At 70.3% G+C, this 12,177-nt stretch carries 8 protein-coding genes and 1 tRNA gene; 4 read left to right on the top strand and 5 right to left on the bottom strand.

Going from position 1 to position 12,177, the window contains the following annotated elements; translation table 11 throughout:
* Positions 1–34: 34 nt before the first annotated feature.
* A complete protein-coding gene (locus tag ABZT02_RS21315) occupies positions 35–2,842 on the bottom strand; it encodes a PKD domain-containing protein (protein WP_356019528.1) in 2,808 nt (935 codons plus the stop codon).
* A 519-nt stretch (positions 2,843–3,361) separates the two neighbouring features.
* Positions 3,362–6,205 carry a SpoIIE family protein phosphatase gene (locus ABZT02_RS21310; protein WP_356019527.1) on the bottom strand — a complete coding sequence of 948 codons (2,844 nt, stop codon included), beginning with the start codon at positions 6,203–6,205 and terminating at the stop codon, positions 3,362–3,364.
* 202 nt (positions 6,206–6,407) lie between these two features.
* Here ABZT02_RS21310 and ABZT02_RS21305 point away from each other — a divergent pair, with 202 nt between their 5' ends.
* On the top strand, positions 6,408–6,674 hold the full coding sequence (locus ABZT02_RS21305) for a CopG family transcriptional regulator (RefSeq protein ID WP_356019526.1): 267 nt from the start codon (positions 6,408–6,410) through the stop codon (positions 6,672–6,674).
* Positions 6,671–7,114 carry a PIN domain-containing protein gene (locus tag ABZT02_RS21300; protein ID WP_356019525.1) on the top strand — a complete coding sequence of 148 codons (444 nt, stop codon included), beginning with the start codon at positions 6,671–6,673 and terminating at the stop codon, positions 7,112–7,114. The genes ABZT02_RS21305 and ABZT02_RS21300 overlap by 4 nt, the downstream gene beginning before the upstream one ends.
* A 213-nt stretch (positions 7,115–7,327) precedes the next feature.
* Here the strand turns inward: ABZT02_RS21300 and ABZT02_RS21295 are convergent.
* Positions 7,328–7,398 (bottom strand) — tRNA-Gly (locus tag ABZT02_RS21295).
* Between the two features lie 500 nt (positions 7,399–7,898).
* Here ABZT02_RS21295 and dcd point away from each other — a divergent pair.
* Together dcd and ABZT02_RS21285 are read left to right on the top strand one after the other, a co-directional pair.
* Positions 7,899–8,474 carry a dCTP deaminase gene (gene dcd / locus ABZT02_RS21290; RefSeq protein WP_356019524.1) on the top strand — a complete coding sequence of 192 codons (576 nt, stop codon included), beginning with the start codon at positions 7,899–7,901 and terminating at the stop codon, positions 8,472–8,474.
* Positions 8,471–8,968 carry a phosphoribosyltransferase gene (locus ABZT02_RS21285; RefSeq protein ID WP_356019523.1) on the top strand — a complete coding sequence of 166 codons (498 nt, stop codon included), beginning with the start codon at positions 8,471–8,473 and terminating at the stop codon, positions 8,966–8,968. The genes dcd and ABZT02_RS21285 overlap by 4 nt, the downstream gene beginning before the upstream one ends.
* A 75-nt stretch (positions 8,969–9,043) precedes the next feature.
* On the opposite strand, the gene ABZT02_RS21280 is transcribed toward ABZT02_RS21285, so the two are convergent.
* Both ABZT02_RS21280 and ABZT02_RS21275 read right to left on the bottom strand, forming a co-directional pair.
* Positions 9,044–11,260, bottom strand: coding sequence for a trypsin-like serine protease (locus tag ABZT02_RS21280; protein ID WP_356019522.1), 2,217 nt, complete (start codon positions 11,258–11,260; stop codon positions 9,044–9,046).
* Positions 11,261–11,315: 55 nt separating this feature from the next.
* Complete coding sequence (locus ABZT02_RS21275) at positions 11,316–11,792, bottom strand: hypothetical protein (protein ID WP_356019521.1); 477 nt, start codon at positions 11,790–11,792, stop codon at positions 11,316–11,318.
* Between the last annotated feature and the right edge of the window lie 385 nt (positions 11,793–12,177).

Raw genomic sequence — 12,177 nt, 5'->3', positions numbered from 1 at the left:
CTGTGCATGACCACGACATCGGGGGGCTTTTGCCTCAGCCGTAGTAGCCCTCCAGGTCGGCGACGACGCCGACCGAGCCGAGCGCGTTGTGGATACGGATGGAGCCGTCGGCCCCGACCGGGACCACGGCGAGGACCGGGCGGGTCCGACCCGCGGTGAGGTTGTCGTTCGAGACGGTCGGCAGGGTGCCGTCGCCGTAGGCGGTCAGGTGGGTGGCCGCGGTCGGGGCGACGCCCGTGAGGTTGACCAGTACGGCGGTGGCTCCCGCCGGAACCTTGGTGAGCTTCACGGTGAGGGTGCCGTTCGCGCCCAGCGGCTTCCGGGTCGTGCCCAGGCCCGTGCGGGTGTCGAGGAAACGGGTGGGCGCGGTCGCCACGAACGGCACGCCGGAGGGGGCGGCCGTGTCGACGTCCGTGCCCGCCTGCTGGTTGGTGAACAGCGCCTGGAGGTCGGCGATCAGCTGGACGTGCCCGGCGCTGTTGTAGATCTGGACCTTGCCGGCGCTCACACAGGGGACGGCGAGGTTGGAAGCGGTCTGTCCGGCCCGGTAGTTGAGGGTGGACGTGGTCGGCGAGACGGGGCCGCCGCACTCCACGATGAGGTAACCGCTGCTGGTGCCCCCGGTCACGGTGACGTTGAGGACCGCGCCGACGGTCGCCCAGCCGCGTGCGTACTTCGGCAGGGTGAGGGTCGTGGTGCTGCGCGGCCCGACCGCGCCCTTGGCGGCGCCGGTGCCGTTGCGGGTGTCCAGGACCCGGGTCGGGGGCATCGGGACCAGGCCCGACACGGACAGGTCGCCGTCGTCGGCCCTGGTGGTGTAGTAGCCCTCCAGGTCCGCGACGAGGTTCACCTTGCCGTGCGCGTTGTACAGGTCGACGTAGCCGTCGGCGCCCACCCGGACGGTGACCAGGTTCGGATTGTCCTGGCCGGCACCGAAGTTGAGGTTCGATGCGCTCGGGCGGGCGGTGCCGTCCGGGTAGACCGACACGTAACTGGACGCCGTCGCGCCCGTGTCCGTGACGTTGAGGGTCACCGCCGTCACTCCGGACGCCGGGACGTAGCCCTCACCGAGGACCTTCAGCCGGACCACGCCGCCGGCACCGACGGGCCGCTTGGGTGCACCTGTACCGGACCGGGTGTCCAGCATCCGCATGGGACCGAGGGTGACGAAGGCCGCGCCGACCGCGGCCTTGGCGGTCGCGGTGGCGGTCCGCCCGTCGGAGTCGGTGACCGTCTGCGTGACGGTGTACGTGCCGGGCGCCTTGTAGGTGTGCTGCAGCCAGCCGTCGCGGGAGGTGACGGAGACCGCCACCGAGCCGTCGCCGAAGGAGATCCGGTCGCTGGTGACCGGGTAGGGGTCGAAGCCGGTGTCGTACGTGCACTGTGCGGCGTCCGGCAGCGAGGGACCGCTCCCGCCGCAGCCGATCGTCGGGGTGAGATCCGGCACCGGATCGACCTGTACCCAGGCTGAGGCCGCACCGACCCGTGTGCCGTCGGCCCTGTTCACCACCACCGTGGCTTCGATGCCGGTGCCCGACGTGGTCTGCGTGTAGGTGTGGGTGGCCGAGCCGGTGGTGGAGGTGACGGTCGTACCGTCCGCGAAGTCGAAGGTGTACGTGAGACCGTCGAGGGAGTCCGACCACGGGTTGCCGAGCTGCGCGGTGGCGGTGCCCGGGACGCCGACGTATCCGGCGCTCACCGTGAGCCCTTTCACCGCGAACGGGTCCTGGAACTCCGTGGCGCCCCGGTCGTCGTGGCCGGTGCCGGTGTCGGCGACGAGGGGGTCGTCGACCCGGGGGCGTCCGTCGACGTCCGTGGACAGCTCGCCGGGGGCGTCGGAGTCGGCCGAGTCGATGAGCGGTGAGTGCTCCGAGGGCAGTCCGCCCGCGGGGATCGTCAGATCCGTCTGGTCCAGGTCGTGGGCGCCCTGGCCGGTGCCCGCCCGGAACGCCTGCGCGGTGGCGTAGGCGGTGCCGGCCCAGCTGTAGTCCGTCCCGGTCGACGGCGGGTTGAGCGCGTTGTAGTCGGCGCTGACCTGGGGGGCGGAGGTGGCGTCCACCGTGAGTTCGGCCGTGGCGGGGGAGCAGGCCGTCGTGCTGTAGCGCAGGGCGACCGTGTTCTCCACCGACCCGGAAGTGCCGTCGGTCAGCCTGATCGCGCCGCAGACCGTCCAGAACGTGTCGCCAGCGAAATCGATGCCCGTGGTGCCCTCGGCCGAGACTCCGCCGCCCTCGAAGGTGTCGCCGGCGAGTGTGATGTTCCGTGCCCCGGCGGCGCTGGTGACGTCCGGTCCGGAAAGCGTGTCGACATCGAGGCGGGTGAGGGAGACGTCGGAGGAGGATCCGTCGACCGCGATCACCGCGGTGGTGCCGTCGACGAGAGCGATCTGGGCGGAGGCGGCGCTGAAGCCGATGTGCTGCGAGCCCTCGACGACCAGGGCGCTCGCCCCGGCGGCCCGGGCACGGATCCCGGTCATGTCGACGTACCGGGCACCGGAGAAGGTGATCCCCACGGCCGGGCGCGGTCCTCCGACGGTGACGGGCGAACCGTCGCCGGTCGCCGCGGCGGAGAAGGTGACGGGTGCGTCGGCGGTGCCCGCGGACCTGATGGTCACAGGCGCGTAGAACGTGCTGTTGCCCGCGATGCGTACGGTGTCCCCGGGCGCCGCGGCGTCCGCGGCCGGCTGGATCTGGCAGAAGGGCTCCGCCGCCGAACCGGGACCGGTGTCGTCACAGTCGGTGGCTTCGTCGTTGACGTAGAACGTCGCACCGGTGACGGTGTCCGCGTGGGCGGTGCCGACGCCGAGGCAGCCGACGAGCAGGGCCGTGAGAGCGGCGGACACCACCCCTGTTTGTCTCCAGCCCATGAACGAGCCCATGGTTACGTCCCCTCCGGACCCTTGCTGCAACTGGCGGGAGCGTAGATCAGGGCGGGGACGTCACAGGCCCATGAGAGGCCTGTTTCTCTCCCAACCTCGAAAGTTTGCACGGAGTTTGGCTGGAGCGGGAATCCTGCAGACCAACACATCAGCAGGCTTTGAAGACCGCGCTTCACTCAGGGAGTCGTGCGGGGAAGAAGGATCCTGGTTCTGCCTCCCAGGTGGAAGGGTCTGAGGCCGGGATCGGGCGGCCGGTCCGAGATGCTGCTCTACCGCGCCTTCCCCGGTGACACGGAGGACTGGGAGACCCTGGAGCAGGAGCTGAACTCCCCGAAGGCTTTGAGTGCGGTGATGCGACGCACCGCCCGGCAGCGACGAGAACACGCTGTGGGCACGGTTTCGGAGAGCGGCGGGCAGAGAACGCGGGCGAACGGGCTCTGGGGCCGGTCCGACGCGGAGGGGCGTCGGCGTGCCTCCACGTGGTCATGCCTGTGCCTGGGCCGTGGTGTACGCAGGCAGGGGCCCCGGCAGCGGCTGCTCGGTCCATATGCACTTGCCGTCGGATGTGTAGCGCACGCCCCAGCGCTGGCTGAGCATGGCGACCAGTTGCAGTCCGCGCCCGCCTTCGTCGGTTTCCCGGGCGCGGCGGATGCGCGGGGTGGTAAGGCTTCCGTCGGAGACCTCGCAGATGAGGCTGCGGCTGCGGATCAGGCGCAGTTGCAGGGGACCTCTGGCATGGCGTACGACGTTGCCCACCAGCTCGCTGGCGAGCAGTTCCGTCGTCATCGCCAGCTCGTCGAGCCGCCATTCGGCGAGTCGGCGACGGATATGGGAACGGGCCTGGCCGGCCGCGATCGGATCTTCCGGGAGCGTCCAGACCGCCACGTCTTCGGGGCCCAGAGCGTGGGCCCGGGCGACGAGCACGGCCGCGTCGTCGCCGGTCTGCTCGCCCTCCGGCAGCAGGGCCGCGGTGAGCGAGGCGCACAGCCGGTCCAGGCGGCGGGCCTCCTCCGCCTGCTCCTGCCCGTCCGGCCGTGCCCCCGGTCCGGTCGCGGGGGCCGGGAGCGCAGTGGCGCCCGCGGTGGTGGCGAGGAGGGTTGTCAGGTGCGCGATGCCGGTGTCCATGTCGCGGCGGGCGGACTCGACGAGCCCGTCGGTGTAGAGCACCAGGAGACTCTCCTCGGGCAGCACCAGCTCGGTGGTCTCGAAGGGGGGTGTGGCAGCCCCGAGGGGTGGGTCGGCCGCCAGATCGAGGAGGCGGACCGTGCCGTCGGGGCTGACCACGGCCGGCGGCGGGTGCCCCGCGCTGGCGACGGTGCAGCTACCGGTGGCCGGGTCGTACAAGGCGTACAGGCAGGTGGCGTAGAAGTCGTCGCCGAGATCGCTGACCAGGTCGTTGAGGTGCGAGACCAGCTCGTCGGGAGGCAACTCGAGGCCGGCGAGGGTGTGTACCGCGGTACGCAGCCGCCCCATGGTGGCGGCCTCGGACAGGCCGTGACCCATGACGTCTCCGATCACCAGCGCGACGCGGTCGCCGGACAGCGGGATGACGTCGTACCAGTCGCCGCCGAGCGTGCCCTCGCTGGCGGGGAGGTAACGGGCGGCGACCGTGACGGCGGGCAGCAGGGGCAGTGCTCGCGGCAGCAGACCGCGCTGCAACTCCTGTGCGCGGTGATGCTCGGCGTCGTACAGCCGAGCGCGCTCCAGGGTCTGCGCGATCAGTCCGCTCAGCGCGATCAGCAGTCCGCGCTCGGTGTCCGCGAGGCGGCGCGGCCGTTCGAAGGAGATGATGCAGCCGCCCACGACGCGCCCGGAGACCGTCAGTGGGAGGAAGGCCCAGGCCCGCTTTCCGCCGAGGGCCGCGAAGGAGGCAAGCCCCGGATAGCGTGCCTCCATTTCCTGCGGTGAGTCGATGAACCGCGGCACACCGTCGCCGAGCACCTGGTCGAGGGGGTTGTTTTCGGGCCGGTCGGGGAGCCGGTCGATGTACGAGCGGGGGTAGCCGACCGACTGGAGCGTCCGTCCGCCGCCGGGGCTGGAGGCGTGCACGATCAGCCCCGTGGCCCCGACGAGCGGCAGCAACCGCTCAGCCACGGCGTCGATCACGTCCTGCATGGTGAGCGCCTCGGCGAGTGCCCTCGTCAGATCCCCGATACGGGCGGTGCGCTCGGCGGCTGCCCGCTCCTCGGCGGCGCGTCGGGCCTGCATCTCGCGCTTCTCGGTGACATCGGTCAGATAGACCGTCAGCCCGTCGGGCACCGGGATGATCCGCAGGTGGTACGAGCGCCGGTCGGTCGGCGACCGTACGTCGAGACCGGTGGCGACGCGGTCCGCCATCGCGGTGCGGCACCGTGATTCGAGGGCGGGCACGGCGACCGTCGGCAGTTCCCACAGCGCGCGGCCGATGAGGTCGTCCGAGGGACCGAGGAGCTTCTGGGCCCGCTCGTTGACGTACATGATCCGCCCGTCGGAGTCGACGGCGAGGAAGCCGTCGCTCATGTGCTGCAGGGCCCGGCCGACCGAGTCCATGGCGGCTCGCGTCTCGGTGGTCTCCCACAGACGGCCGACCATACGGGCCGGACGGCCGTTGTCCCCGTCGATGACCCTGCCCCTGGCCTCCACCCATCCGACGGTGCCGTCGGGGCGGAGCACCCGGTGTCTTACGCCGTACTCCCCGTCCTTGCGCAGGGCCTGCTCCGCCTTGGTCACCACAGCCGGCAGATCTTCGGGATGGACCAGTCCCCGCCAGGTCTCGATCCGCCCGTCGAAGTAGTCCGGGGGTATGCCGAGCACGAGCGGCATCTCCGCGTCCCAGACGATGTCGCCGGTGCGGATGTTCCAGTCCCACGCGCCGATCCGCACGGCTTCCCGGGCTGCCAGAAGGGGGGTTGCCGCGTGCCGGTCAGCGGCGCCGGCCCCCAGCAGGTCGGCGATCCACCGTGCGGCCACTTCGAGAAGGCTTCGCTCCGCGGCGGTGGGTGGTTCTGGCCGTGCGATCACGAGGGACAGCGCACCGAGCGTGCCGCCGTCGCGGCACAACGGAACGGCCGCCACGCCGGCGAGTGAAGGGGACGTCCGGCTGGGAGACGACGGCAGCCACACCACCGTGCGCTCACGGATCGCCCGAGCGGTCGCCGCCGTCTCGGCTTTGACCTGTTCCTCACCGAGGTGGAGACCCTCCGGATTTCCGCAGGTCAGCGCGGGTTGCAGACGCAGGCTGCCGCCGGGCCCGTCGAGGAGGTACACCATGCCGACCAGGGCGTCGACGGAGGTCACCGTCTGCTGCAGCGCCGATCGCAGCGGAGCGGTTTCCGATGCTTCGTACACTTTCATATCGTCGCACCGATGGGCGGAAGTGGCGGTGCGGCTCCCTATTTCGCGTGGTGCGCACCTACCCCATGACGCACCCCTCTCCCAGGGGCGGTCCGGCACCTGGCCGGGGCCCTGTGTGGTCGGCTCGGCTGGTCCTGGGCACGAGAACATGGGGAAGTCCCATACATCAATCCGGTACATGGACTACGCTTGGTACATGTCCATGAAGCGCACCAATGTCTACGCAGACCCCGAGGACCTGGCCATCATCAAGGAGGCCGCCAAGCGCCGGGGTATAAGCGAGGCCGAGATCATCCGCCAGGGCATCCACCTCGCAGCCATGGCGAACCGGGTCTGGGACGAGCCGCTGTTCTCACGCACCTTCGAGGGGCCGGGGCGCACGCCGTCCAAGGCGGAGGTCCGCGACACGGTCGCCGAGGCCGTCCGGCGTGAGACCGGCTCGGGTTCCGGACCCGCCGCGTGATCATTGTCATCGCCGATACGTCCGGCCTTCTGGCAGCCCTGGACTCGGCTCACCCGGACCACAGGGCGGCGAACGAGGCGATCATGGCGGCGGGCCTGCTGGTCATGTCCCCGCTCCTGCTGGCCGAACTGGATCACGTGGCGACACGTGAGCTCGGCAGGGAGGCTGCCCTCGGCGCGGTCGACGACCTTCGGCGCTGGATGAGCCGGGGCCGTGTCGTCATGCCGGAGATCACGGAGGGCCACCTGGGCGCCGCCCAGTCCGTCCGTGTCCGCTACCGCGGGCTGGACCTCGACCTCGCCGACGCGGTGAACGTGGCGCTTGCCGCCGACTACGACACGGACGCGATTCTCGCCCTCGACCGCGGGGACTTCCGGGCCGTACGCCCGTTGGGCCGCTACAAGGCGTTTCGGGTACTCCCCGACGACCTTCCGCTCTGACGCAGCCTTCGGCGGTCAAGTGCCCGCTCCCACAAGGGGCTTGTGCACTGCCCGAGACGAAGCGCGTGCCGGACGGATATCGCCCTCGCCCGGGAACAGCCGGGTGAGGGCTCACCTCCGGATCGGCTACATGAAAATGCAGGTCAGCGCAAAACGCGGCAACGGCGGCCCAACGAAACAAGCCCCAGGTCACTGACCTGGGGCTTCAAAAAGAGCGGGTGACGAGAATCGAACTCGCGCTCTCAGCTTGGGAAGCTGATGTTCTACCATTAAACTACACCCGCGTAATACGCCGGACGGAACCGGTGTCGAACGCAACGTTACCTTACCTCATCCCAGGCCCCCGGCGCCGAAGCCGTGGGGCCTGAGTGCGTCTGCGGGGCGGGACAGGGCTGCGGGGCGCGGGAGTTGGGGCGTACGGTGGAGGGGTGGAAGAGGGTCCGGGCGGGACCGGGGTGCCGCCTGGAGGACCGCCCCGTCCATCCCGTAATGTGGCTTTTGTCGTCAGGTGAGCAGCAGCCCGACGCGGCTCTTGGGGAAGGGACTCTAGGACTTGATGGAGCGCACCGTCGTCCGTTGTGCCGATGGGCACGTGTTCAGTACCGCTTCGTTCCCGATGCAGCAGGCCGAGCGCCTCGGCCCCGGACGGCTCGTCCGGTGTCCTCGCTGTGCGCGGCTTCGCAGCGTCGTCCAGGTGACCTTGGAGAAGCACTGAAAGATCGGTACCAGGCGCGCGGGTCCGTCCGATGGTGGTCGGTCCGCGCGCCTTGCGTATCCTCGGGGCGTGCTTCTCTCAGACATGGACATCCGGGCCGAGATCGACGCCGGGCGGGTACGGATCGATCCCTACGACGAATCCATGGTGCAGCCGTCCAGCATCGACGTGCGCCTCGATCGCTTCTTCCGGGTGTTCGAGAACCACCGCTACCCCCACATCGACCCCTCCGTCGAACAGGCCGACCTCACGCGGCTCGTGGAGCCCGAGGGCGACGAGCCGTTCATCCTCCACCCCGGTGAGTTCGTCCTCGCTTCGACGTACGAGGTCATCAGCCTCCCCGACGATCTCGCCTCCCGCCTGGAGGGCAAGTCCTCCCTCGGCCGGCTCGGCCTCGTCACGCACTCCACAGCCGGTTTCATCGACCCGGGCTTCAGCGGACACGTGACCCTGGAGCTGTCGAACCTCGCCACGCTGCCCATCAAGCTCTGGCCGGGGATGAAGATCGGCCAGCTGTGCATGTTCCGGCTCTCCTCGCCGGCCGAGTTCCCCTACGGCAGTGAGCGCTACGGCTCCCGGTACCAGGGCCAGCGCGGCCCCACCGCCTCCCGCTCCTTCCTCAACTTCCACCGGACCCAGGTATGAGCGCCGTACGCGAGAACCTGACCTACGAGGCGTTCGGCACCGCGGTCCGCGAGCTCGCGCAGACCATCGCCGACGACGGCTACGAGCCCGACGTCGTGCTCTCCATCGCGCGTGGCGGAGTCTTCGTCGCCGGCGGTCTCGCGTACGCCCTCGACTGCAAGAACATCCACCTGGTGAACGTCGAGTTCTACACGGGCGTGGGGACCACCCTGGAGATGCCGGTCATGCTGGCCCCCGTTCCCAACGCCATCGACTTCTCCGACAAGAAGGTCCTCATCACCGACGACGTCGCCGACACCGGCAAGACGCTCAAACTGGTACGGGACTTCTGCCTCGACGCCGTCGCCGAGGTCCGCTCCGCGGTCATCTACGAGAAGTCGCAGTCCCTGGTGAAGTGCGAGTACGTCTGGAAGCGCACGGACGACTGGATCAACTTTCCGTGGTCGGTCCAACCGCCCGTCGTGAAGCGTGCGGGGCAGGTGCTCGACGCCTGAGGCTCGGCGCGTTCGCCGGAGAGGGCCCTCGACGCAGGTCGAGGGCCCTCTCCGTGGTTGGTCAGCGGTGACGGACTACCGCGCTGCGTAGCCGAAGGTGTCGCCGGCTGCCGGGAGGCCGCCCGCGCCGGGCTGGTAGGTGGTCACCGCGGCGACTGTGCCGCCGGCGGTGACGTTGGACAGCGGCAGGGCGTGGAGGGTGCCGTAGGCCGACGGGCCGTTGGGCATGCCGACGTACAGGCTGGTGCCGGTGTAGTGGATGTTGGCGCCGAGTTTCTGGTTGGCCCCCGGGGTGCCGGGGATGCCGTCGCCGTCGCCGGCCTCCAGCCAGCGGTCGTTCGCGCCGGGGGTGCCGAGCAGGGAGAAGGTGGTGATGGCTCCCGCGCTCGCGGTGGTGCCGACGGTCTCGTCGGGGATGCCCACGGCGAGCTTGAGGGTGGCGGTGGTGCTGACCGCTCCCGGCGCGGTGTTGACGGCGGTCAGGGTCTGGCCGAAGTGGTCACCGGCCTCGGAGCCGCCGGCGACGTCGTCGTCGGCGGTGCCCGACTGGTAGGCGTTGAGCTGGCTGTAGGCGCCGGCCGCGGTGACCCGGAAGGTCAGCACGTTGCCGGTCTGGGCCTTGGAGGCGCCGGCGATGGTCAGGGCCTCGCCGGGTGAGCCGACCGCGAGGATCGACTCGGTGGCCGCGGCCGCCCCGGACGGGCGGTAGGGCACCAGTGCCACCGCGGTGCCGAACCCGTCGCCGGCCTCGGCGCCGCCGGAGACGGTGTCCAGGTCCTGGTCGAGACCGAAGCGCGGGGTGGGACGGTTCTCGGAGTTGAGGACGTTGGGGTCGAAGACGGCGAGGTTGCCGGCGCCGGCGTAGCTGCCGATGGCCTCGCCGGGGGCGCCGACGACGAGGTGGTTGGAGTCGGCCGCGACCGAGCTGCCGAACTTGTCACCCGCCTCCACGGAACCGGGGACGTCGAGGAGGTCCTGGTGGATGGAGACGTTGGTGGTGCCGTGGACGTAGATGGCCATGCCCGCGTCGGCGGCCCCGCTGAGGTCCTCGCCGGGGCTGCCGATCAGCACGAACGGCTCACCGGAGTTGGTGACGTCGGCCGCCAGGGTGGCGGCGAAGCGGTCGCCGGTCTCGGGGGTGGAGGCGCCGAGCGAGCCGTTGCCCACGCCCTGCTGGTAGTTGGTGTCCTTCTTCGTGCCGGTGCCGAGGCCGCCGGTCGCGCCGTGCAGGATGTCGACCATGCCGGCGTCGGTGGCGGTGCCCAGGGCCTCGCCGGGGGTGCCGACGACCAGGTCGGTGCAGCCGTCCTCGTCGTAGTCGACGGTGGCGAGGCTCTCGCCGAAGTGGTCGCCGGCCTCGGAGCTGCCGTTGACCCAGTCCAGGTCCTGGTTGATCTCGGCGGTGCCCTTGCCGCCGCCGTACACGATGCGCACCAGACCCGCGCCGGCGTCGCCGCCCACGGTCGCCCGCGGGTCGGAGATCGCGGTGTCCTGCACACCGTCGCAGTTGAAGTCGGTGACGCGGGCGGCGCCGGTGGTGGCGGTCACCCAGGAGGCGAGGCCGTCGACGCGGGTGGTGATGCCACCGGTGCTGGTCACGGTGGTGTCGATGCCGTAGCAGCCGCCCTGGTAGGACTGGCTGGCGAGGGCCGCGAGTCGGGTGGTGCCGCCGCTGCCGCGGACCAGGGGGCCGCCGGTGTCACCCATGCACGCGGCCGTGCCGCTGGTGCCGGTGACCGAGGCGTTCGTCGCGGTGGCGGAGTCCACGGTGAAGGTGCCGGTGTGCAGGCTCAGCGGTGACCACTCGGTGGCGGTGCGGCCGTAGCCGGCCAGGGTGAGGGATTCGCCGGCGGTGGGTGCGGTGGTGGCCAGGGCGACCGGGCTGACGTTGGTGACCGGGCGGTTGAGGCGGGCCAGGACCGCGTCGCGGTCGGTGCGCGGGACCAGCTGGACGATCTCGCGGGCAGCACCGGCGGTGCCGGTCAGGTCGGAGCGGCCGATGACCGCGGTGGTCTTCGTGGCCGGCTTGCCCGCGGGCACGTTCAGGCCGGCGGTCGGGTCGGCGGCGAAGCAGCTGGCCGCCGTGAGCAGCCACTCGCGGTCGACCAGGACACCCGAACAGCCGCGGTCGTGGTCACCGACGGTGATCTGAGCGGCATAGGCGTAGGTGGTGTCGGCGGCGGTCACGGCGGGGCCGGTGACCGCGGTGGCCGGAGCGGCCGCCAGCGCGGCACAGCCGAGGGTCAAAGTCGTGGCCAGTGCGGCCAGGCGTACGGGTCTGGCGTAGGTCATGGAATCGGTTCCCTGGTGGATGGTGGCGGATCGGACGGGAAGGCGCGACAAGGCGCTACTTGGAGGTCCGCAGCTCCAGAAGCGTCCACTCGCGGGCCTGCTCGTCCGTGCTCTCGCCCACGGGGGTCCAGGTGTTTTTGGCGATGTCGAACGACTGCTCATCGGTGCCGACCGTCATGTCCGCCTCGGTCGTGTAGTCGTTGCCCCGGATGAGGTAGACCGACGGCAGCTCCAGGGTCAGCCAGCCCGAGGCGCCCTTGACGTCGAAGCAGACCTTGCTCTTGTCCCGCGCCTGGACCTCCAGCTGGCCCGTGCCGGTCGCACAGTCGGCCAGCGTGATGTGACCGTCACCCCGCTTGAGCAGGATGTTCTTCTCAGCAAGGATCTTGTCCGCCTGCGGGTAGTCGAAGTCCTCCACCGCGTATCCGGGGGCCTCGCCGGCCACGGCCACCGTGCCGTCGGGCGCACCGTCGCCCGCCATGGCGGTCCACGCCAGGGCACCGGCGGCCAGGGCGGCCATGGCTGTGCCCATGAGTCTTTTGCGATATGACCTCGACGGCATGGGTAAACGTCCCTTCATCACATTCCTGGCTCGTTGTTCCGGACGGGAAATAACAGCAAGGAAACGCATTTCGCGCACGGGCGTGAAGGAACACTGAATACCTACGCAGCCCCCCACTCCCGGCAATGCGACAGCTCCTTGGCCGCCTGCCGGAAAACTGCTTGAGCGGCTATGCAACCCCGCTCCCGCGAGCCCTGTCCACGTCGTGAACTCCCCTAAATGGGGCGAGAGTCGAAGGGTTGGCGTGAGGTTGGTCACGTTCGCAAATGGTTGTGCTGGAGCAGGTTGAAGAAAGATAACGAAAACATCAGGGCGAGACGTCGTAAATGGTGTAAACGGGATCCCTCGGATGGAA

It is taken from the genome of Streptomyces sp. NPDC005402 (genome assembly GCF_040606575.1).
GTDB lineage: Bacteria > Actinomycetota > Actinomycetes > Streptomycetales > Streptomycetaceae > Streptomyces.
This window is presented reverse-complemented; position numbering and strand designations above follow the sequence as displayed.